This is a genomic window from Achromobacter sp. MUI-25009338 (assembly GCF_057359325.1).
In genome coordinates, this window is sequence record NZ_CM170627.1 from 1,102,245 (window position 1) to 1,122,313 (window position 20,069).

The window sequence follows — 20,069 nt, forward strand, 5'->3', positions numbered from 1 at the left end:
GGGTTTACGAGCCGCGCGCGATCGTGGGTAGAATTCCGGAAAGGCCAGACACGGAGCGCGCCCGCGCCATGAATTTTCCGTTTCCCATCCGCCAAGAATGCCCGCCGGGCGCCTGTGTGTGCGACCGCGAGCGGCTGCTGGCCGATCCGGTCGCGGACATCCGCGTGCTGCGCCTGACCCGGGAAGAGGAAAAGCGCCTGGTGGCGCGGCTGGAAAACCTGGCCAGCCTGGAGGACCTGCGGGCCATGCAGGGACGCATGCAGGCGCAGCTGGGCATCGTGGTCACGATCATCCCCAGCGACAACGAAGTGCGCACCTCGCGCGGCATCGCCATCCAGCTCGACGACCAGCCGGGCCTGTGCCGCAAGACGCGCGCCGCCATCCCGGCGGCCATCCGCCGCAGCTTCGACACCCGTCCTGAAATCGTTTATGCGCTGCTGAACGAGCGCGATCTGTTGCACGGCGCTTGAGAGGTGGCCAGGGCCGCCATCTTCCCCGCTACCGGCACACCTCCAGCGGCACCACCTCCGCCGGCGCGCGGCCGGCTTCGGGCTGCAAGGGATCGGGCTTCTTGCCCGACCGCGCGGGATAGACCAGCAGGACGGCGCTGCCCGCCTCCAGCGCGGGGCCGGACTTGGAGCCATAGGCCACGGTCCAGCCGCGCACGGCCAGCGGCGCCAGCGTATAGGGCAGGGCGGAGCCGGGGGAAACGTGCGCCACCTTGCCCGCGTACAGGGTTTCGCGGCGCGTTTCGGCGCCCTGTTCGGAAACATAGGTCGAGATGCTGGCCAGCGCGACGGAATCCCCGCGGCGGCCCAGCACGGCGGTCTTGTACTTGCCGGCCGGGATGTCATCGAGCGTGGCGCCGATGGTGTCGCCGGCCTGTCCGCTGGCGTTCAGGCGCACGCCGGCGACGTCGGCGCGCGGCAGCGCGGCGCTGCCCGTGTTGCGCACCCGCACGCTGTATTCCCCGGCGACGCCGGCCACCGTGCACACCGCCACGCCGTAGGCCGGCGCGGCCCGGGCGGCGCCGGCCGCGGCGACGGCGCACAGCGCCGCCAGAAACGGGAACAGGGTGGGGGTGCGGACTGCGAACACGGCGGGCTCCTTTGCGGGGCAGCGCGCCGGGGCGGCCGCGTTGCCTGCCCTATTACACCACTTGACGGCCGGCGGGCGCGGCCTGTTCGCGCTTGCCCGCCAGCCAATGCAGGATCAGCGCCACCACCAGCAGGCCGGCCATGATGAAGCCCCAGAAGATCCAGCCCAGGACCGAGATCAGCGTGCCCAGGCTGCCGGCCATGGGCAGCACCTGGTTCAGGCCCTGCGCGGCCCAGACCAGCGCGGATTGCAGGCCTTGCAGCCAGGCCGGGTCGACCCAGGCGGCCGCCCACGCGGGCGCGACCCATTGCGAGGTGTCGAGCGCGGCGCCCGGCACCTGCGCCGAGGCCACCGAGGCCAGCACCCAGTCGGTCAGCTGCAGGGTCAGCGCCACCAGCCCGGTCCAGAGTGCGGCGAGCACGGCAAAGGCGAGCCAGATGATTTTTTTCATTGAAGTGGTACTCCGATATTTCAAGGGAAAGCCACGATAAAGCCGATTCTATTTCTAAAAAACCAGCGCCTATGTGACAAACGTTAAGAAAAAACCGAAGTGCGGGCATGCGTCAGCACGGCCTGCACCAGCGGATGGTGCTGGCCCCGGCGGTTGCGGATGGCGTGGATTTCCTCGTGCACGTCGTCGCAGCGGGCCAGCGGCCGCAGGCCGCGCAGCAGTCCGATATCGCCGCCGCCCAGCCGGCTGAGCGGAAACACCCCCAGGCCGCGGGCGGCGAATACCGACATGAGCGCGCTGTCCTCGAACTCCCCGACCACGTTGGGGTGGACGCCCTGTTCGCCGAACCAGCGGTCCAGCGTCTGGCGCAGCACCGAATGCCCGGTCGGCAGCAGCACCGGCAGGCGCTCCAGGCAGCGCGGGAAATCGCGCGCATCGGCCTTGCGCACCCATTTGGCCGGCCCATACCAGTCCACCGGCGAGGACACCAGCCGGTCGCTGGTCAGGCGCAGGTTGGGGTTGGCCGGCGCACCCTGGCCCGCCAGCACCAGGTCCAGGTGGTGCTGGGCCAGTTCTCCCAGCAATTCCTGGACCTCGCCCTCGTGGCAGGTCAGGCGCAGGTCCGGCGTGTGCAGCACCGGTCCCAGCAGCGCATGGGCGGCCAGCTTGGAAATGCCGTCCGACAGGCCGACCGCCAGCCGCATCACCGGCTTGGTGGCGGCGGCGCGCACTTCCTGCGGCAGGGCGTGGCCGATCTGGAAGATCTCTTCGGCGCGCGCGAAGGCGGCCTGGCCGGCGTCGGTCAGCGCCACGCCGCGCCCGGCCGGCTTGAGCAGCTGGTGGCCCAGGCTTTTCTCCAGTTCCCGGACCTGCGCGCTGATGGTCTGTATGGCCATGTCCAGCCTTTCGGCGGCGCGCGAAAAGCCGCCTTCCTTGGCGACCATCCAGAAGTAATAAAGGTGGCGGTAGTTCAGCATGGGGTCGGGCTCGCTTCGGTTTTTTCGAACCATAACTCAATTTCAGGCTGATTTTTACGGAAGCGCGCGATCCGGATCATGAGGGCCTTCGAACACGAGCGGGACATTATGGAAACCCTACTGACCTTTCTGGCCGCCGATTTCCTCGGCACCCCCACCTGGAGCTGGCTGCTCTTCATCGGCATCGTGGTGTCGCTCCTGGCCTTCGACCTCGGCGTGCTGCACAAGGAAGACCGCGAGATCGGCGTGCGCGAGAGCCTGCTGCTGTCGGCCGGCTACATCAGCGCGGCGCTGCTTTTCGGCGCCTGGGTCTGGTGGCAGATGGGCGCGGCCAGCGGCATGGCCTACTACACCGGCTTCATGATCGAGAAGTCGCTGTCCATGGACAACGTCTTCGTCATCGCGCTGATCTTCAGCTTCTTCGCGATCCCGCGCCAGTACCAGCATCGCGTGCTGTTCTGGGGCATCCTGGGCGTGATCGTGCTGCGCGCCACTATGATCGGCCTGGGCGCCGCGCTGGTCAGCAACTTCGGCTGGCTGCTGTACCTGTTCGGCGCTTTCCTGGTGTTCAGCGGCATCAAGATGTGGATGATCGCCGACCAGACGCCGGACATCGCGTCCAACCCCATCCTCAAGTTCCTCAAGCGCCACATGCGCGTGACCGACGGCCTGCGCGGCAACGCGTTCTGGGTGCGCGAAGTGGACCCGGCGACTTCCAGGCCGGTGCGCTGGGCCACGCCGCTCCTGCTGGCGCTGGTGCTGATCGAGTTCGTGGACCTGCTGTTCGCGGTGGACTCGGTGCCGGCGATCTTCGCGATCACGACCGATCCGTTCATCGTGTACACCAGCAACATCTTCGCCATCCTGGGCCTGCGCGCGCTGTACTTCGCGCTGGCGGCGATGATCCACCGCTTTCACTACCTGAAGTACGCGCTGGCCCTGGTGCTGGTGTTCATCGGGACCAAGATCTTCCTGGTCGGCTTCATCGGCAAGGTGCCGGCCGTGGTGTCCCTGTCGGTGACCTTCGGCCTGATCGCGGGCGGCGTGCTGTTCTCGCTGTGGAAGACGCGCGGCGAACGCGGCAAGGCCGAGCTGGCGGCCGAGTAAACCCGGGCGCGGCGAGGCCGCCATATCCGCCGGATATGGCGGCCTCGCCCATCCGGGATTTGTCGGCGGCAGGCGGCAGGCGTAGAGTGGCCAGAAGTCTTTCCACCGTCGGGAACCGCCATGAACACCTGGTCAGCAAAGCAATACTCCGCCTTCGAGAACGAGCGCACCCGTCCGGTGCGCGACCTGGTCGCCGCCTTGCCCAACCTGCAGGCGCAGCGGGCGGTGGACCTGGGCTGCGGCCCGGGCAACTCCACCGAGGTGCTGGCCGCGCGCTACCCCGACGCCGAGCTGAGCGGCATGGACAATTCCGAGGACATGCTGCAGGCCGCCCGCAAGCGCCTGCCCGCGCTGCAGTTCGAACTGGCCGATATCGCCACCTGGGACCCGCCGCAGGCCTACGACGTGATCCTGGCCAACGCTTCGCTGCAGTGGGTGCCGGACCACGCCACGCTGTATCCGCGCCTGCTCGGCAAGCTGGCCCCGGGCGGCAGCCTGGCGGTGCAGACGCCGGACAACATGGAAGAGCCTGCCCATCGCCTGGCGCGCCAGGTCGCCGGCGAAGCTCCGTGGGCGGCCAGCATCGGAGGCTTCAAGCATCCCCCGCGGCATAGCGCGGCCTGGTACTACGAACTGCTCAAGCCGCATTGCGGCCGGCTGGACGTGTGGCGCACCACCTACCACCACCCGCTGGCGGGCGCGGCGGCCGTGGTGGAGTGGTTCAAGGGCACGGCGCTGCGCCCCTACCTGGACAGGCTGGACGACGCCGGGCAGGCCGGCTTCCTGGCCCGCTATCAATCGCTGATCGAAGAGGCCTACCCGGCGCTGGCCGATGGCACGGTGCTGCTGCCGTTCCCGCGGCTGTTCATCGTGGCGACGGCGCGCGAAGGCTGAGCGCGGGCCAGCCCTTCATTCCTGGCGCGCCTTGTCCTTCCACAGCCGCACCAGCGTGTCGGGCGCCTCGCTTTCCGGCACGTCGAAGCTGACGTCCGCGACCTCGGCGCCGCGGTAAAGCACTTCCACATGGAAATAGCGCTGGTCGCCGCCACCGCCGGCGTCGCGCGCGACGGCCACGGGCGCCGCGCGTTCCAGCGCGTCGCAGGCTTCCTGGCGCACGTCGGGCGGGCAGGTGGCGAGGTCTATGGTGCGCGGCCGCGCCAGGCCCGGCAGATATGCCAGGCCGCCCTGGCGCGTGAGGCGCACCAGGTGGGCAAGGTCCAGCGGCGGCAGTTCGATCATGTCCGGACTCCCACGGCCTGCCAGGCCTGAGCGACGGCGTCGCGCACCGCGGCGTCGTGGTTCTGCGCGACCTGCAGCGTCAGCGCGGCGAACTGCTTGAAGTCGGCGTCGTGGCGCAGCCGCTCGTCGCGCAGCGCGTCGTACCAGACGCGGCCCGCGCCGGCCCAGGCGGGGCCGTCCAGGGCCGTGGCGGCGAGGTAAAAGGCGCGATTCGGGATGCCGGAATTGATGTGCACGCCGCCGTTGTCGTCGGGCGTGTCCACGTAGTTGTCCATGTGGGCGGGCTGCGGGTCCTTGCCCAGCGCCGGATCGTCGTAGGCGCTGCCGGGCTCGGCCATGGAGCGCAGCGCTTTTGCGCGCACCTTGTCGGTGAAGAGGCCGGCGCCGATCAGCCAGTCGGCCTGGCGCGCGTCCTGGCCCAGGGCGTATTGCTTGACCAGCGAACCGAAGACGTCGCACAGCGATTCGTTCAGCGCGCCCGACTGGCCCTGGTAGAGCAGGGCGGCCTCGGCGTCGATCACGCCATGGGTGAGTTCGTGGCCGATGATGTCGGGCGCCAGCGTGAAGCGGTTGAACACTTCGCCGTCGCCGTCGCCGAACACCATCTGCGCGCCGTTCCAGAAGGCGTTGTCGTAGTCTTCGCCGTAATGCACGGTGCCGATCAGCGGCAGCCCCTGGCCGTCGATGGAATGGCGCTGGTAGACCTCCCAGAAGAATTTGTAGGTCGCGCCCAGGTACTCGTAGGCTTCGTCCACCGCCGCGTCGCCGGTGGCGGGGCGGCCCTCGGCGCGCACCAGCTTGCCGGGCAGGGTGGTGCTGTTGCCGGCGTCGTGCACGGACCGCTGCGGCTTGCCGGCGGGGCCCGCGCGCGCGCCCGGCGCCGGCTTGGCGCGGGGCGGCTGCACCGCCATTTCGCGCAGGCTGCGCTGTTGCTGGTCGATGATCAGCGTCTTCACGGCGGGCATGCTGACCCGGGCGTCGGCGTGCTGCGCCAGGCGGTCCAGCATGAAGGGGGGAATCACACCGATCAGGGGCGCGGACTGGGAAGGTCGTGGCATGCGCGGTCTCCGTCTTGAGCGCCGGACCGGGGCCGCGGCGCGTAGGTCAGGGTCTAAGCCAGACAACGGTAGCAGATGGGCCGGCCGCAGGGACGTAACAGGTTGCGGCCTGATGCTAGGAACTTTACCGGGCGTAGAAGGGGCGCGGCGCAACAATCGTCACAATTCGGCGCGGCGCGGACTTCCGCTAGAATCCGGTGCTTCTTTTCCGGGGGGGACGCTCGATGAGGTATTTCCTGATCTTGGTGGGAGCGGCTGTCGTCGCTTACTTGCTGGCGCGGGGCATAGCCGCCGTGCTCTCGGACCGTAAACGTTCAAAAACAGAAAGGGATTCGAAGTGAAGCCGACAGACATGCAAGTGGTCAAATCGATAGGCGCGGTCAAGCCGCGCAGCCTCAAGGTGGCGGCGATCGCGGCGGTGCTGTTCCTGCTGATCCTGTTCCTGGCCTTCGATTCGTGGTTCCAGGTGGACCAGGGCGAGCGCGGCGTGGTGCTGCGCAACGGCAAGCTGGTGCGCGTTTCCGAGCCCGGCCTGGATTTCAAGACGCCGTTCATCGACAACGTGATGATGGTGTCGGTGCGCGACCACACGTTCGTGTTCGAAAAGCTGGAGGCCTACAGCTATGACCAGCAGCCGGCGACGCTGCGGGTGTCGGTGACCTATCGCGTGCCGCCCGAGCACGTGGCCGAGCTGTATTCGGAGTACGGCACCATCAGCAATCTGCAGATGCGGGTGCTGGAACGCAAGACGCCGGACTCGGTGAAGAACGTGTTCGGCCAGTACACGGCCGTGCGCGCCATCCAGGAACGCCAGAAGCTGGGCCTGGACGTGAACGAGTCCGTGCGCAAGACCATGGAAGGCGCGCCGGTGCAGGTGGTGGGCGTGCAGATCGAGGAAGTGGGCTTTTCGCAGGCCTATGAACATTCCATCGAGCAGCGCATGCTGGCCCAGGTGCAGATCGAGACGACCCGCCAGCAAAAGGAAACGGCGACCATCAACGCCGAGATCCAGGTGGTCAAGGCCAAGGCCGAGGCCGACGCGCGCCGCCAGCAGTTCACCGCGGAGGCCGACGGCATCCGCATGCGCGGCGAGGCCGAGGCCGCCGCGATCCGCGCCAAGGCCGAGGCGCTGGCCGCCAACACCAATCTGGTGAGCCTGAACGCCGTGGAAAAGTGGGACGGCGTGCTGCCGGCCACGCAGGTTCCGGGCGCGGCCCTGCCGTTCATCGGCATCAAGTAAGCATCGGCGTCGGGCGTTTCCGTCCGATTTTCGCCACACCGGCCGCGGGGTTCTCCCGCGGCCGTCCCCAAGCTAGGGGATATCCCTCTGTCAAGAATGGCAAAGCCGGCGCATCGTGGTGTCACGAGCCGCCGTGGGCGGCGATACGATAGCCACGATCCCGCGGGGTCGATAAGCTTCAGCAACAAGGAGACGGGGATGTCTCAAATGGAATGGACGCCCGGCGATACGCTGCCGGACCGTCACGGCTATTACGAAACGCGGTTCGACACCGGATACACCGCGATCACGCTGTACAGCGTGCTGGGCTGGATGCCGGCCAAGGCCAGCGGCACCATGATCAGCTGGCGCGCGCTGCCGCCGGAGGCCGAGCGTCAGGAGGCCGAAAGGCACATCGAGGCGTTGCGGGCCGCGCAATGCCACGTGCCGATGGACTACTAGGGCCGGCCGCGCGCCGCGGCTGAAGTATGCTTACGCGCTTGTTCCGCTTATTTCCGGCTGGCCCCGATGACTGATTTTCCCTTTGACGCCGTGCTGTTCGACTGCGACGGCGTCCTGGTCGATTCCGAACCCATTACCTGCCGCGTGCTGACCCAGATGCTCAACGAGCTGGGCTGGGACATCGCGCACGACGAAACCATGCGCATCTTCACCGGCAAGGCCGTGAAGGACGAACTGCCGCTGATCCAGGCGCGCACCGGCGCCGCGCTCGGCCCGGAATGGTTCGCCGAATTCCGCCAGCGGCGCAACGACGCGCTGGACCTGGAATTGCTGGAAATCCCCGGCGCGCCGGACGCCGTGCGCGCCCTGCACGGGGCGCTGGGCGGACGCATCGCGGTCGCCTCGGGCGCCGACCGCCGCAAGGTGGAGCTGCAGCTGGCCAAGGTGGGCATCGCCGACTGCTTCGACGGACGCGTGTTCAGCGGCCACGAAATGCCGCGCAGCAAGCCGCATCCGGACGTGTACCTGGCCGCCGCCGAGGCGCTCGGCGTGGACCCGCGGCGCTGCGCGGTCGTGGAAGACACGGTGACCGGCGCGACCGCCGGGGTGGCCGCCGGCGCCACGGTGTTCGGCTACAGCCCGGGCGCCAACGGCCATAGCGGCGCCGAGGCGCTGCGCGGCGTGGGCGTGGCGCAGGTGTTCACCGACATGGCGCAGCTGCCGGCGCTGCTGGCCGACTGGGGCCGGCGCGCGGCCTGAGCGCTCAGCGCGCCTGGTTGGCGTACTGCCCGCCGCCGTCCAGGTCGATCACCGTGCCGCTCAGGTAGCCGGCGCGGGGCGAGGCCCCGAAGACGATCATGTCGGCCACTTCCGCGGGCTCCATCAGACGGCCGAAGGGCAGGTCCGTCAGCGTTTCCTGCCAGCGGCTTTCATCGCCCCAGCGGGCCTGCGCGCGCTGCTGCGCCAGCGTCAGCACGCGGTCGGTGCGGGTGCGCGAGGGATTCACGCCGAAGACCCGCACGCCGTGGCGCGGCGCCTCGCCGCCCAGCGCGCGGGTGAAGGCGATCAGCGAGGCATTGGCCGCCGCGCCGCAGATGTAGTCGGCGCGCGGCGCCGAGCCGGCCATGCCGATGATGTTGGCGATGACGCCTGCGCCGGCCGCGCGCATGCGCGGATAGTAGTGGCGCGCCAGGTCGATGTAGCCGTGCACTTTCAGGTCCCAGCCGGCGCGCCAGCGCTCGTCCTGCACCTGTTCCAGCGCGCCGCCCGGCACCGCGCCGGCGTTGTTCACCAGGATGTCGACGTCTCCGGCCATCTCGGCCAGGCGCTGCGCCGCGCCCGTCTGCGCCAGGTCCAGCGTGTGCGCCTGCACCGGCTCGCCGGTGTGCTCGCCGATGGCCTCGGAGGCGGCGCGCAGCGCGGCGTCGTCGCGCGCCACCAGTATGGGTTGCGCGCCTTCGCGCGCGAACGCGATGGCGCAGGCCAGCCCGATGCCCTTGGAAGCGCCCGTGATGAGCACGCGTTTACCGCCCAGCTGCAGATCCATGTAGTCCTCCGGCCGATACGCGCCCGCGGCATTGCGGGACACCTGTCGGTTGTAAACCAGTTGGGCCGGGCATGCCAGCGCGCGCGCCGCCTGCTATGCTGCCTGCATCGAGGCCCACGAGGAGGCGGCGATGTCTGAAGTCTGGCTGGAAATCTGGTCCGCGGCGCGCAGCGAATTCTCCGACATCCCGGATGTGACCGAGGCCACGCGCATCGTGCTGCGGCTGGGCATGGCGGTGCTGCTGGGCGGCCTGCTGGGCTACGAGCGCGAGCGCAGCGGCAAGGCGGCGGGCCTGCGCACCCACATGCTGGTGGCGCTGGGCGCCGCCATTTTCGTGCTGGTGCCGCTGCAGGGCGGCATGGCGGTGGGCGACCTCAGCCGCGTGCTGCAAGGCGTGATCGCCGGCATCGGCTTTCTGGGCGCGGGCGCCATCATCAAGCTCGGCTCGGAGCGCGAAATCCACGGCCTGACCACGTCGGCCGGCATCTGGATGACGGCCGCCATCGGCGTGGCCGCGGGCATGGGGCGCGAGGCCACCGCCGTGCTCAGCACGCTGCTGGCCCTGTTCGTGCTGGCGGTGCTGCGCCGGGTCGAAGCGCGCATCTCGTCCAGGCACGAGAAGCGCGTGATCTCCTCGGGCTCCGAATAGGCGCGCCTCAGTTGCCGCCGGACACTTCGATGAACGAGCCGCTGGTGTAGCCGGCTTCGTCGGAGAACAGCCACATCACCGCGCCGGCGACTTCCTCCACCGTGCCGCCGCGGCGCAGTGGGATCACGCTCTTGAGCCGGTCGACCCGGCCCGGCTCGCCGCCGCTGGCGTGCATGTCGGTGTAGATGGTGCCGGGGCGCACGCCGTTGACGCGTATGCCCTCGGGCGCGACTTCCTTGGACAGGCCTATCGTCATGGTATCCAGCGCGCCCTTGGACGCGGCGTAGTCCACGTATTCGTTGGGCGAGCCCAGGCGCGCGGCGGCCGAGGACACGTTGACGATGGCGCCGCCCGGGCCGCCGTGGCGCGTGGACATGCGGCGCACGGCCTCGCGCGCGCACAGGAAGGCGCCGATCACGTTGGTGGCCAGCACGCGCTGCAGGCGCTCGGCGCTCATGGCCTCCACGCGCATCTGCTGCTCCAGGATGCCGGCGTTGTTCACCAGCGCGTCGAGGCGGCCGAGTTCGTCGTCCAGCGCCTGGAACATGCGCAGCACCTGCGCCTCCTGCGAGACGTCGGCCTGCAGCGCGACGGCGCGTCCGCCCTCGGCGCGGATGGCGTCCACCACCGCCTGGGCCGCGCCGGCCTGGGCATGGTAGTTGACGCCCACCGCGTAGCCGCGGCGCGCGGCCAGTCTGGCGATGGCGGCGCCGATACCGCGGCTGCCGCCGGTGACGAGCATGACTTTGGACATGGCTTTCTCCTGGTCGAATCCGGTGCTGCGGCTATGCTAACCGCAAGTTCAGTCGGCCTCGCGCAGCAGCCGCACGCCGACCAGCGGGTAGCGGGTCTGCTGCGTATTCCAGTTGCGGAACGAGGCGCGCGTGTACAGCGCCCAGGTGTGCCACGAGCCGCCGCGCCGCACGCGCACGTTGCCGCTGGCCGGGCCTTGCGGATCGTCCGTCGGGGATTGCGCGTAGTAGTCCTCGCCATACCAGTCCGCCACCCATTCCCAGGCGTTGCCGTGCATGTCGTGCAGGCCGAAGGCGTTGGGCGCGTAGCTGGCTGCCGGCGCGGTGAAGGCGTGGCCGTCGCCGCGGACCGAGGCGAACGCGGCCCATTGCGGCCAGCGCGGCGCGGCCTGCGCGTCGAAGCCGTTGCCGATCTCGGGCATGGCGGCGGGATCGTCGCCGTTCTGGTAGCGCGTGCGCGCGCCGGCGCGGCAGGCGTATTCCCATTCGGCCTCGGTGGGCAGGCGGTAGGTCCGGCCTTCCTGCTGGGTGAGCCAGCGGGCCAGCGCCACGGCGTCGTTCCAGCTGATGTTCACGACCGGATGGTCGTCGTCCTGCGCGAAGCCAGGATTGCGCCAGGAATAGCGGCGGTCGCGGCCTTCGAAGGCGTCGCCGCTTTCCGAGCGGGCGGGATCGTATTGCGGGTTGTAGCCGTAGCCGCCGGTGCCGTCGGCCTCGGATTCCGCCACGTAGCCCGAGGCCTCGATGAAGCGGCGGAACTGCCCCACCGTGACCTCGGTGCGCTGCAGGTAGAACGGGCGCGTGATGCGCACGGTGTGCACCGGCGCCTCGTCGGACAGCTGGGCGTAGCGGTCGGGCGGGTACTGCGGATAGGCGCGCGCCAGCGCCTCGGGCGTTTCGTCGCTGCCCATCTGGAAGCTGCCTGCCGGGATGCGCACGAACGTCATGCCCAGCGAGTTCTCGACCTGCGCCGCGGGCGGGGCGGCGGCCCAGGCGCAGGCGGGGATCAGGGTGCAAAGCAGGGCCAGTAGGGATCGCATGGGCGTGGGGCTCGGCGGGGAGGTGCGCAATGGTAGAGCGGCCGCGGCGCGCCGGCCAGCCGCGGACAACCCTCATGCCGCGCCGGCGGGCTCAGCCCGCCTTGCGGATGGTGAAGTTGATGCGGAGGCTGCCCAGCCGCGGGTGCGGCAGGTCCTGCATGGGCATGACGCCGTGGTAGCGCAGCCGGTCGACGCCGCCCCAGACCACCACGTCGCCGTGGAACAGCGTGGTGCGCGAGGTTTTGTCGCCGCGCGCCAGGCCGCCGAACAGGAACACGGCCGGCATGCCCAGCGATACCGACACGATGGGCGCGCCGTAGTCGCGCTCGTTGCGGTCCTGGTGCAGCGACAGGCGCGAGCCGGGTTCGTAGCGGTTCACCAGGCAGGCGTCCGGCGCGAAACCGGGAAAACCGGCTTCGGCGGCCGCGTCGCGGGCCAGTTCGGCGAAGGCCGCGGGCATGTCGGGCCAGGGCCGGCCCGACAGCGGATCGCGGCGGGTGTAGCGGTAGCCGTGGGCGTCGCTGGTCCAGCCCAGGCTGCCGCAGTTGGTCAGCGCCACCGACATGGTGTAGCCGCCCGGCGTCTGCATCTGCCGGAACGGCGCCTCGGCCGTCACGGCGTCGACGCCGGCGAGCAGGGCCTCGGCCCGCGCCAGCGCATAGCCGCGCAGCACCACCGACTGCGGGCCCAGCACGACGCGGCCGCCCTGCGCGGGCGCGTCGTCGGCGAAGAGGTCCAGGTTCGGGGCCATGCGCGCGCCTACAGCAGCGGCTCCAGCGGCAGCAGCGACACGAACCACACCGACACGCGCTGCCACAGCGTGGTGCCCGGTTCGGTATCGTGCCGCACGGTCTGGCCGTCGCGCTGTTCCAGCCAGTACAGGCCGCCCCGGTCGTCCAGGCAGACCCGGTAGGCCACCTTGGCCATGTCGCGGTCGAAGGATTCGGCGATGCGCCGCGCCAGCGTGGGGCTGTCGATGACGAAGCCCAGCTCGGTGTTCAGTCTGGCCGAGCGCGGGTCGAAGTTGAACGAGCCCACGAAGATACGGCGGCCGTCGACGGCGAAGGTCTTGGCGTGCAGGCTGGAGCCGGAACTGCCGAACGGCCCCACGCCCTTGCTGCGCTCCACGTCGCCGGCCATGCGCTTCATTTCGAACAGTTCCACGCCGCTGGCCAGCAGGTCCTTGCGGCGCTTGGCGTAGCCAGAATGCACCACCGCCACGTCGGTGGCTTCGAGCGCGTTGGTCAGCACCCTGACCTTGACGCCGCCCTGCGCCATCTGCGCGAACGCCTCCGTGCCGCTGGCCGTGGGCACGAAATAGGGCGACACCAGTTCCATGTCGGTGGCCGGCGCGCCGAGGATCTCGTGCAGCTGATGCGGCAGCATGGCTTCGGGCGGCGCGGTTCCCAGGGTCTTGCGGGGATCGTCGCTGACCATGCGCGTGTCGGCCCATTCCAGTTCCAGCCGGCCTTGCAGCAGATCCTGGATGAAGGGCAGCTCGCGCATGGCCTGGGCGTAGGCGGCGGCCTGGGGCGAGCGTTCGACGCTTGCGGCGGCCTGCGCCAGTTCCTCCAGCCTGCCGGGCTCCGGCCGCTTGAGCAGGCGGTCCACCGGATAGGCCGATTCGCTGGCCCAGTAGCGGTCGAAATCCGTGGAGACGTCGTTGACCGCCGCGCCGATGGCCAGCACGTCCAGGTCGGTGAACAGCACGTCGCTGGTCGCGCCGAAGTATTCGTCGCCGACGTTGCGCCCGCCGACGATGGTGGCCTGGTTGTCGGCGGTGAAGGACTTGTTGTGCATGCGGCGGTTCAGGCGGCGGAATTCCGTCACGTAGCCCAGCGGCTTGGGCCAGCGCAGCACGAAGGGGTTGTACAGCCGCACCTCGATGTTGGGGTGGGCGTCCAGCGCGGCCAGCTCCTCGTCCAGCCCCGAGGTGCCGTTGTCGTCGAGCAGCAGCCGCACCCGCACGCCGCGGCCGGCGGCCTCGTGCAGGGCCTGCAGCAGCATGGTGCCCGTCATGTCCTTGTGCCAGATGTAGTACTGCACGTCCAGGCTGCGCTGGGCCGCGCGCGCCAGCATCATGCGCGCGGCGAAGGCGTCGTGCGCGTCGGCCAGCGGATGGATGCCGGACTTGCCGGGATGGGCGGCGGCCAGCGGCGCGATGCCGCGGCCCAGCGCGGTGTCTTGCGACGCCTCGGGCGTCAGGGCGCGGGATTCGCTGCGTTTGTCCAGGGAGGGCAGGCCGCAGCCGCTCAGAAAGCTCAGGCAGAGGGCGGTCATGATCAGGGGTTTGGCCAGGTGCATGCCCCGTATTGTGCCGAAATCGCGCGGCGGGCCCGCTCCGGTTCTTGACGGAATTCCTGATTTGAGAGAAATTCCCGAATATGGAAAATTCACCGATTGCCGACGCCGGGCTGGACCGGCGCATCGCCGCCCGGCTCAAGACGCTGCGCCAGGAGCGCGGCTGGTCGCTGGACGAACTCGCCGGCCGCGCCGGCGTCAGCCGCGCCACGCTGTCGCGGCTGGAGAACGCCGAGGTCAGCGCCACCGCCAGCGTGCTGGGCAAGCTGTGCGCGGCCTACGGCCTGACCATGTCGCGGCTGATGCTGATGGTCGAGGACGATTTCGCGCCGCTGGTGCCGCAGCAGGCGCAGGCCGTGTGGACGGACGAGAGCGCCGGTTTTCGCCGGCGCTCGGTGTCGCCGCCCGCGCAGCAGCTGGCCGGCGAAGTGCTGGCCTGCGAGCTGCAGGCCGGCGCGCGCATCGCCTACGAGCGCTCGCCGCGCCCGGGCCTGGAGCACCATCTGCTGATGCTGGAGGGCCGGCTGCACCTCACCGTGGACGGCCAGGCTTACCGCCTGGCTCCCGGCGACTGCCTGCGCTACCAGCTGTTCGGCGCCAGCGAATTCTCCACCCCGCCGGACGCCGGCGCCCGCTATCTGCTTTTCATCGTCTGAGGCCGCCATGCCCGAATCGACATATGACTTGACGCTGCTGCCGGCCGACGCCGCCGAGACCCTGCTGGCCGATCTGGCCGAGCTGCTACGCGCCTGCGTGCAGGACGGCGCCAGCGTCGGCTTCGTGCTGCCCTACGCGCCGGCCGATGCGCAGGCCTATTGGCGCGCCAAGGTGCTGCCGGGCGTCGCCGCCGGCACGCTGGCGCTGTGGGTGGCGCGCCTGGACGGGCGGGTCGCCGGATCGGTGCAGCTCGATTGCGACATGCCGCCCAACCAGCCCCACCGCGCCGAACTGCGCAAGCTGCTGGTGCATCCGGATTTCCGCCGCCGCGGCCTGGCGCGCGCGCTGCTGCGCGAGGCCGAGGCCATGGCGGCGCGGCGCGGCCGCAGCCTGATCACGCTGGATACGCGCACCGGCGACAAGGCGGAGCCGCTGTACGCTTCCGCGGGCTACCGGACGGCGGGCAGGATTCCGGGATTCAGCCGCGATCCGCGCGACCCGTCCAGGCTGGACGCCACCACAGTCATGTACAAGCAGCTGTGACGCTCAGGCCAGAGGCTTGATGCCCACGCTGTAGGGAGGCGCGTTGCCGCGCGCGGCGGCCTTGATCTTCAGCATCGAGCCGCCGGGCGTGAATTCGAATTCCTGGTAGGGCACTTCGAACCATTGGTGGAAGCTGGTGCGCGAGAACTCGGGCACCCAGACCTTGGGCCGCTTGGGATCGCAGTGGAACTCCACCAGCGTGCGGTCTATGCCCAGCGGCCGCGTATTGCCGATGCGGTAGCTGGCCTTCAGCTCGGCGCGCTCGGTCGCGCCCGGACGCCATTGCAGGCCGATGGATTCCATGAAATGTTCGATCGCCTCGATGCCGCGATACATGGCGTTGCTCCAAAATCTGGTTTCAGTCCGAATTATCCGCCATTCCGCGCGCTTGCCCTGCGCCAATCGCCGCCATTGAACAAACCAAATGGACGCGTCGCGCCGTGGCGCGCACCATGACACCTCGAAACCCTGGACAAGGAGCTGTCATGTCTAATCTGATCCTGGCGCTGGTGAGCGCGGAACTGACTCTTTTCGGCGTCGCCGCGCCCGTCGTCGACGAACCCGCCGCCGCGCCCGAGGCGCAGGGGCCGGGCACCGCGCCCAGCTTCGATCGCGAGCATTACCGCAGCGCGCTGGGCTGATGGAACCTGCGCCGCAACGGCGCAGGAATAGGCAGATTTCAAGCAAGAACGAGCCTGTACGCCCCGGCTCGCGATTCTTACCATCCCTGTACGGAATCGGGACTCCCGGTCCGTCAGCCCCGCGGCATGTGGCCGGCGGGGCCCGCAAACGCAGGGGGTTGCATGAATACCGAGAAAATCTGGTTGGTGACGGGCGCGTCGAAGGGGCTGGGCCTGAGCCTGGTCCGGCTGCTGCTGGAGCAGGGACACAAAGTGGCGGCGACCTCGCGCGACGGCGACGCGTTGCTGGACGCGGTGGGCGCAAAGCTGGAAGGCCGCTTTCTGCCGCTGACGGTGGACCTGGCAGACGAGCGCGGCGTGCGGCGGGCGGTGCAAGCCACGGCGGTCGCCTTCGGCGGCCTGGACGTCGTGGTCAATAACGCCGGCTGCGGCCTGCAGGGCGCGCTGGACGGCCTGTCGGACCGGGAGCTGCGCGGCAGTTTCGACGTCAACGTGTTCGGCATGCTGAACGTGCTCAGGGCGGCCCTGCCGCGCCTGCGCGCGCAGCGCGGCGGGCATGTGTTCAATATTTCGTCGATCCTGGGCTTCGACGGCGGCCATCCGGACTGGGGCGCCTACAGCGCCGCCAAGTTCGCGGTCAGCGGCCTGACCGAGGCGCTGGCGGCGCAGGCCGCGCCTGACGGCTTGCGCGTGACGCTGGTGTATCCGGGCGCGATGCGCGCGGCCGATGCGCCCCATGGGCAGGGCAGCGATCCGGCCAAGATGGCGCAGGTGCTGATCGACGCGGCCCAGGCGCAGTACGCGCCGCTGCATCTGTTCCTGGGGCGCGACGCCTTCGACCAGGCGCGCGCCAAGATCCACGCGGTGCAGCAGGAACTGGCGCGCTGGCGCGAGATGTCGGTGTCCATCGGCCTGGCCGACGAAAGGCGGATCGCCGCCTGAAACGGGATGGGACGGGACGCTAGCCCGCCAGCCCGCGCGCGGCCTGGTACGCGCCCAGCAGCGCCAGGCTGATCATGAAGACCAGCTTGAAGGCGCGCGCCGAGAGCCGGGCGCGCAGCCACTGGCCCAGCGCCATGCCGGCCAGCGCGGGCGCGAGCATCAGCACCGACGCGCCGGCCGCCTCGGGCGTGTAGCCGCCGTTGATCGCCAGCCCCGCGGCCAGCGCCACGGTCGAGACCGTGAACGAAATCCCCATGGCCTGGATCAGGCCGTCCTTGCCCAGGTTCAGCGCCTGCAGGTAGGGCACGGCCGGAATCACGAACACGCCGGTGGCCGCGGTGATCACGCCGGTGACGGCGCCGACCGCCGCGCCCAGCCAGCCCTGGCGCCGCGCCGGCACGCTGGGCGGCGATCCGAACAGGCCCCAGGCGGCATAGGCCACCAGCGCCAGCCCCAGGCAGACGCCGGCCCAGCGGCCGGAAGGCGCGCCCAGCCAAAGCGCCGCGCCTATCGTGCCGACGCAGATGCCCGCCTGCATGCCGGCGACGCGGCGCAGCACGGCCGGCAGCGACGGCCACGGCCGGGCCTGCCACAGGTTGGTGATGAGCGAAGGCACGATGAGCAGGGCGGCGGCCTGGGCCGGCGCCATCAGCAGCGCCAGCAGCGCCATGGAAATCGTGGGCAGTCCCAGTCCCACCACGCCCTTGACCACGCCGGCCAGGATGAAGATGGACAGGGTGGCGGCGAACAGGGCGGGCGTGGCGCCGGGCAGCAGATCGTAGGTCGTCATGAGGCTATGCCCGCGCCTGAGGCGATGGGCGTCGGGCGGGGCCATTCGAGTGGCAGGGACTTCATTCTCCGCCGGAGATCGCCGGGCCGGAATCGGGATCTCGCGTAGCAAGCCTATGGGTTGGCCTGAGGCTGGCGTGCTACGCTTTTTGCATGCGATTCGACCTGACCGACCTGCGGCTTTTCCTCAACGTACAGGAGACCGGCTCCATCACGGCCGGCGCGCGGCGCACGCACATGACGCTGGCCTCGGCCAGCGAGCGCATCCGCGGCATGGAGGACACGCTGGGCGTGCCCCTGCTGCTGCGCGGCCCGCGCGGCGTCGAGCCGACGCCGGCCGGGCGCACGCTGGCGCACCATGCGCGGGTGGTGCTGGCGCAGATGGACCGCATGCGCGGCGAACTCGACCACTACGGCCAGGGCCTCAAGGGCCACGTCCGGATGCTGTGCAACACCAGCGCGATGAGCGAGTACCTACCGCCGGTGCTGGGCGCTTTCCTCAAGGACCATCCGCGCGTGTCGGTCGACCTGGAAGAGCGCCTGAGCCACGAGATCGCCGACGCGCTGCGCGCCGGCGCCTGCGATATCGGCGTCCTGGCGGACTCGGCCGACCTGCATGGCCTGCGCACGGTCACCTTCCGCCGCGATCCGCTGGCGCTCATCGTGCCCGCCGGCCATCCGCTGGCCGCGCGCGCCTCGCTCACGCTGGCGGAGGTGGCCGACCAGGAGTTCGTGGGCCTGGTGGAAGGCAGCGCGCTGCAGGAGCACATCGCGCATCACGCGCGGCGCGGCGGCAAGGCCTTGTCCTACCGCGTGCGGCTGCGCAGCTTCGACGCCGTGTGCCGAATGGTGGGGCAGGGCGTGGGCATAGGCATCGTCCCGCGCGTGGCGGCGGCGCGCTACGGGCGCGCGGCCGGCGTGCGGCGCGTGGCGCTGGCCGACGGCTGGGCCGCGCGCGATCTGGTGCTGTGCACGCGCGACGCGCTGCCGGCCTATGCCGCCGAGCTGGTGGAATACGCGCTGCGCGACGCGCCTGGCGCGCGGGCCGGCTGAATGCCGCCCGGCTGGACTCGGACGCCAGCCGGCGTTAGCGTTAAGGCCTTGCCGGCCGCCGCGGCCGGCTTCCGCTCCCCGGTTTTCTTTCGCGCCCGCCATGCCCGACGATCCGTCCCCCGCCGCCGTCCCGTTCCATGCGCCCGATCCGCAGCTCTGCAACGGCGCCGCGCTGCGCAAGGCGACGCGGCGCGTATCGCAGCTGTACGACTCGGTGCTGGCGCCCTGCGGGCTGAAGGTGTCGCAGCATTCGATCCTGCTGCACATCGCGCGGGCGGGCACGCCCTCGCTGACCGATCTGGCGCGGGCCATGGTGCTGGACCGCTCCGCGCTGGCCCACAACCTCAAGCCGCTGGAGCGCGACGGCTACGTGCAGACCTCGCGCGATCCGCTGGACGGCCGCAGCCGCCGCGTGGCGCTGACCGAGTCCGGGCGCGCCAAGCTGGCGCAGGCCCGGCGCCTGTGGCGCGAGGCGCAGCGCCGCTTCGAGGCCGCCTATGGCGCCGAGCGCGCGGCCGCCCTGCGGCGCGCGCTGGCAGAGATCTTCTCCGAGGAGTTCGCGCTGGCCTTCAGCCGCGGTTAGGGCCTGTGCGTGGCTCCAGTCAGGGTGAACCGGCCCTGGTCCGCCTTGCTCCGATGCCCAGCATCGCGACGGCGCCCAGCACGCAGGCCATGCCGGCCAGTTGCTGCCCGGCCAGCGTCTCGCCCAGCAGGCCGGCGGCCAGCGCCACCGCGGCCACCGGGGCCAGCGCCGTGAAGAGCGCGGCCTCGGCGCCCTTCACGCGGGCCGCTCCCGCATACCAGAGCAGAAAGCCGCCCACGGTGGGCACCAGGGCGTAATAGGCCGTGGCCGCCAGCGCCGGGCCGGGCAGGGACAGGGTCCACGGCGCCTCGGCCAGGCTGGCCAGCGCCGAGAAGGCAAGGCCGCAGGCCGCCATGATGGTCGACAGCGCCAATGGCGCCACCGGCACGCGCAGCCGCTTGTTGAGCAGGATGAACAGGCCTTCGCACAGCACCGCGCCCAGGATCAGCGCGTTGCCCGCGAGCGAGGAGCCGCCGCCGTCATCGGCGGCGTGGCGCGTCATCAGCCACACGCCGAAAGCGGCGGCGGCGATGGCCGCCAGCGTGGCCTTGCCCGGGCGCTCGCCCAGCAGCACGACGGCGATGGCGGCCGACACCAGTGGCAGCGTGCCCAGGATGATGCCGCCGTCCACGGCCGAGGTCCGTTGCAGCCCGGCGATCAGCAGCGCGGTGTAGCCCACGCTGCCGGCGATGGCCTGCGCCGCCAGCAGCAGCCAGTCGCGGCGGTCCAGCCGCGGCAGCCGCGCGCCGGACAGCGCCATCAGCAGGGCGAAACAGGGCAGGGCCAGGGCGAACCGCAGCGCGGTGGCGGTAAAGGGCGGCAGGCCCGTGGCGATGATCTTGCTGGCCACCACGGTGCTGCCCACCAGCGCCATGGCGGCCGCCAGGCAGCAATAGCCTTGCATCCGGCTGTTCATGTCTCGATACGCGTGAAGTCAGGAAAACTGCAGCGTAGGCGCGGCG

Annotated in this window: 26 protein-coding genes; 13 read left to right on the forward strand and 13 right to left on the reverse strand. The window is 70.4% G+C overall.

The genetic code is table 11. The annotated features are described in order from the left end of the window. Nucleotides 1–68 precede the first annotated feature (68 nt). The gene (locus AC1IQ6_RS05055; RefSeq protein ID WP_111825740.1) at nucleotides 69–470 is read left to right on the forward strand and encodes a hypothetical protein; all 402 of its coding nucleotides are present in this window, start codon (nucleotides 69–71) and stop codon (nucleotides 468–470) included. 28 nt (nucleotides 471–498) lie between these two features. Here the strand turns inward: AC1IQ6_RS05055 and AC1IQ6_RS05060 are convergent, their stop codons facing one another. The 3 genes from AC1IQ6_RS05060 to AC1IQ6_RS05070 form a co-directional block, all read right to left on the reverse strand. After that, a complete protein-coding gene (locus AC1IQ6_RS05060) occupies nucleotides 499–1,098 on the reverse strand; it encodes a hypothetical protein (RefSeq protein WP_485865978.1) in 600 nt (199 codons plus the stop codon). Nucleotides 1,099–1,150: 52 nt separating this feature from the next. Then, the gene (locus tag AC1IQ6_RS05065; protein ID WP_209165698.1) at nucleotides 1,151–1,549 is read right to left on the reverse strand and encodes a hypothetical protein; all 399 of its coding nucleotides are present in this window, start codon (nucleotides 1,547–1,549) and stop codon (nucleotides 1,151–1,153) included. 83 nt (nucleotides 1,550–1,632) lie between these two features. Next, a complete protein-coding gene (locus tag AC1IQ6_RS05070) occupies nucleotides 1,633–2,526 on the reverse strand; it encodes a LysR family transcriptional regulator (RefSeq protein ID WP_102773827.1) in 894 nt (297 codons plus the stop codon). 108 nt (nucleotides 2,527–2,634) lie between these two features. Here AC1IQ6_RS05070 and AC1IQ6_RS05075 point away from each other — a divergent pair, with 108 nt between their 5' ends. Further along, nucleotides 2,635–3,633, forward strand: a complete 999-nt coding sequence (locus AC1IQ6_RS05075; RefSeq protein ID WP_485865979.1) for a TerC family protein — start codon at nucleotides 2,635–2,637, stop codon at nucleotides 3,631–3,633. Between the two features lie 120 nt (nucleotides 3,634–3,753). Further along, nucleotides 3,754–4,527: a trans-aconitate 2-methyltransferase gene (tam, locus tag AC1IQ6_RS05080; protein WP_102773825.1), complete on the forward strand. Its 774-nt coding sequence runs from the start codon at nucleotides 3,754–3,756 to the stop codon at nucleotides 4,525–4,527. Nucleotides 4,528–4,542: 15 nt separating this feature from the next. Here the strand turns inward: tam and AC1IQ6_RS05085 are convergent, their stop codons facing one another. Both AC1IQ6_RS05085 and AC1IQ6_RS05090 read right to left on the reverse strand, forming a co-directional pair. Then, a complete protein-coding gene (locus AC1IQ6_RS05085; protein ID WP_111825737.1) occupies nucleotides 4,543–4,872 on the reverse strand; it encodes a protealysin inhibitor emfourin in 330 nt (109 codons plus the stop codon). Beyond that, nucleotides 4,869–5,930 carry a M4 family metallopeptidase gene (locus tag AC1IQ6_RS05090; protein ID WP_485865980.1) on the reverse strand — a complete coding sequence of 354 codons (1,062 nt, stop codon included), beginning with the start codon at nucleotides 5,928–5,930 and terminating at the stop codon, nucleotides 4,869–4,871. Before AC1IQ6_RS05090 ends, AC1IQ6_RS05085 begins: the two co-directional genes overlap by 4 nt. 352 nt (nucleotides 5,931–6,282) lie before the next feature. Between AC1IQ6_RS05090 and AC1IQ6_RS05095 the strand changes: the two genes are divergently transcribed. From AC1IQ6_RS05095 to AC1IQ6_RS05105, 3 genes are all read left to right on the forward strand, one after another. Then, nucleotides 6,283–7,170, forward strand: coding sequence for a prohibitin family protein (locus tag AC1IQ6_RS05095; protein ID WP_102773822.1), 888 nt, complete (start codon nucleotides 6,283–6,285; stop codon nucleotides 7,168–7,170). A 198-nt stretch (nucleotides 7,171–7,368) separates the two neighbouring features. Further along, a complete protein-coding gene (locus tag AC1IQ6_RS05100) occupies nucleotides 7,369–7,611 on the forward strand; it encodes a hypothetical protein (RefSeq protein WP_102773821.1) in 243 nt (80 codons plus the stop codon). Nucleotides 7,612–7,677: 66 nt separating this feature from the next. After that, nucleotides 7,678–8,370, forward strand: a complete 693-nt coding sequence (locus AC1IQ6_RS05105; RefSeq protein ID WP_485865981.1) for an HAD family hydrolase — start codon at nucleotides 7,678–7,680, stop codon at nucleotides 8,368–8,370. Between the two features lie 4 nt (nucleotides 8,371–8,374). Here AC1IQ6_RS05105 and AC1IQ6_RS05110 read toward each other — a convergent pair whose 3' ends face one another. Continuing rightward, entirely contained in the window at nucleotides 8,375–9,157 is a 783-nt protein-coding gene (locus AC1IQ6_RS05110) for an SDR family oxidoreductase (protein ID WP_102773819.1), read from the reverse strand. A 130-nt stretch (nucleotides 9,158–9,287) separates the two neighbouring features. Between AC1IQ6_RS05110 and AC1IQ6_RS05115 the strand changes: the two genes are divergently transcribed. After that, nucleotides 9,288–9,806 carry an MgtC/SapB family protein gene (locus AC1IQ6_RS05115; RefSeq protein WP_479731149.1) on the forward strand — a complete coding sequence of 173 codons (519 nt, stop codon included), beginning with the start codon at nucleotides 9,288–9,290 and terminating at the stop codon, nucleotides 9,804–9,806. A gap of 7 nt (nucleotides 9,807–9,813) precedes the next feature. Here the strand turns inward: AC1IQ6_RS05115 and AC1IQ6_RS05120 are convergent, their stop codons facing one another. The 4 genes from AC1IQ6_RS05120 to AC1IQ6_RS05135 all read right to left on the reverse strand — a co-directional run bounded on the left by AC1IQ6_RS05120 (nucleotide 9,814) and on the right by AC1IQ6_RS05135 (nucleotide 13,902). Further along, nucleotides 9,814–10,560 (reverse strand): SDR family oxidoreductase, encoded by a 747-nt coding sequence (locus AC1IQ6_RS05120; RefSeq protein ID WP_485865982.1) that lies wholly within the window; start codon nucleotides 10,558–10,560, stop codon nucleotides 9,814–9,816. A 48-nt stretch (nucleotides 10,561–10,608) separates the two neighbouring features. Next, nucleotides 10,609–11,598 carry a formylglycine-generating enzyme family protein gene (locus AC1IQ6_RS05125; protein ID WP_485865983.1) on the reverse strand — a complete coding sequence of 330 codons (990 nt, stop codon included), beginning with the start codon at nucleotides 11,596–11,598 and terminating at the stop codon, nucleotides 10,609–10,611. Between the two features lie 91 nt (nucleotides 11,599–11,689). Further along, the gene (gene alkB / locus AC1IQ6_RS05130; RefSeq protein WP_479731151.1) at nucleotides 11,690–12,349 is read right to left on the reverse strand and encodes a DNA oxidative demethylase AlkB; all 660 of its coding nucleotides are present in this window, start codon (nucleotides 12,347–12,349) and stop codon (nucleotides 11,690–11,692) included. Between the two features lie 8 nt (nucleotides 12,350–12,357). Further along, nucleotides 12,358–13,902 carry a phospholipase D family protein gene (locus tag AC1IQ6_RS05135; protein ID WP_209165705.1) on the reverse strand — a complete coding sequence of 515 codons (1,545 nt, stop codon included), beginning with the start codon at nucleotides 13,900–13,902 and terminating at the stop codon, nucleotides 12,358–12,360. Nucleotides 13,903–13,982: 80 nt separating this feature from the next. On the opposite strand from AC1IQ6_RS05135, the gene AC1IQ6_RS05140 reads away from it, so the two are divergent. Both AC1IQ6_RS05140 and AC1IQ6_RS05145 read left to right on the forward strand, forming a co-directional pair. Next, a complete protein-coding gene (locus AC1IQ6_RS05140; RefSeq protein ID WP_479731152.1) occupies nucleotides 13,983–14,555 on the forward strand; it encodes a helix-turn-helix domain-containing protein in 573 nt (190 codons plus the stop codon). A gap of 7 nt (nucleotides 14,556–14,562) precedes the next feature. Beyond that, nucleotides 14,563–15,099 carry a GNAT family N-acetyltransferase gene (locus AC1IQ6_RS05145; protein WP_102773812.1) on the forward strand — a complete coding sequence of 179 codons (537 nt, stop codon included), beginning with the start codon at nucleotides 14,563–14,565 and terminating at the stop codon, nucleotides 15,097–15,099. 3 nt (nucleotides 15,100–15,102) lie between these two features. On the opposite strand, the gene AC1IQ6_RS05150 is transcribed toward AC1IQ6_RS05145, so the two are convergent. Then, nucleotides 15,103–15,435: a hypothetical protein gene (locus AC1IQ6_RS05150; protein ID WP_102773811.1), complete on the reverse strand. Its 333-nt coding sequence runs from the start codon at nucleotides 15,433–15,435 to the stop codon at nucleotides 15,103–15,105. A 149-nt stretch (nucleotides 15,436–15,584) separates the two neighbouring features. On the opposite strand from AC1IQ6_RS05150, the gene AC1IQ6_RS05155 reads away from it, so the two are divergent. Both AC1IQ6_RS05155 and AC1IQ6_RS05160 read left to right on the forward strand, forming a co-directional pair. Continuing rightward, nucleotides 15,585–15,740 carry a hypothetical protein gene (locus tag AC1IQ6_RS05155; protein WP_168202170.1) on the forward strand — a complete coding sequence of 52 codons (156 nt, stop codon included), beginning with the start codon at nucleotides 15,585–15,587 and terminating at the stop codon, nucleotides 15,738–15,740. Nucleotides 15,741–15,902: 162 nt separating this feature from the next. After that, on the forward strand, nucleotides 15,903–16,682 hold the full coding sequence (locus tag AC1IQ6_RS05160) for an SDR family NAD(P)-dependent oxidoreductase (RefSeq protein ID WP_209165707.1): 780 nt from the start codon (nucleotides 15,903–15,905) through the stop codon (nucleotides 16,680–16,682). Nucleotides 16,683–16,701: 19 nt separating this feature from the next. Here the strand turns inward: AC1IQ6_RS05160 and AC1IQ6_RS05165 are convergent, their stop codons facing one another. Next, the gene (locus AC1IQ6_RS05165) at nucleotides 16,702–17,472 is read right to left on the reverse strand and encodes a sulfite exporter TauE/SafE family protein (RefSeq protein WP_102773809.1); all 771 of its coding nucleotides are present in this window, start codon (nucleotides 17,470–17,472) and stop codon (nucleotides 16,702–16,704) included. A gap of 152 nt (nucleotides 17,473–17,624) precedes the next feature. Here AC1IQ6_RS05165 and AC1IQ6_RS05170 point away from each other — a divergent pair, with 152 nt between their 5' ends. Together AC1IQ6_RS05170 and AC1IQ6_RS05175 are read left to right on the forward strand one after the other, a co-directional pair. Further along, nucleotides 17,625–18,524, forward strand: coding sequence for a LysR substrate-binding domain-containing protein (locus tag AC1IQ6_RS05170; RefSeq protein ID WP_485865984.1), 900 nt, complete (start codon nucleotides 17,625–17,627; stop codon nucleotides 18,522–18,524). Between the two features lie 100 nt (nucleotides 18,525–18,624). Further along, nucleotides 18,625–19,107, forward strand: coding sequence for a MarR family winged helix-turn-helix transcriptional regulator (locus AC1IQ6_RS05175; RefSeq protein ID WP_102773807.1), 483 nt, complete (start codon nucleotides 18,625–18,627; stop codon nucleotides 19,105–19,107). 19 nt (nucleotides 19,108–19,126) lie between these two features. Here the strand turns inward: AC1IQ6_RS05175 and AC1IQ6_RS05180 are convergent, their stop codons facing one another. Next, a complete protein-coding gene (locus AC1IQ6_RS05180) occupies nucleotides 19,127–20,023 on the reverse strand; it encodes a DMT family transporter (RefSeq protein WP_102773806.1) in 897 nt (298 codons plus the stop codon). Between the last annotated feature and the right edge of the window lie 46 nt (nucleotides 20,024–20,069).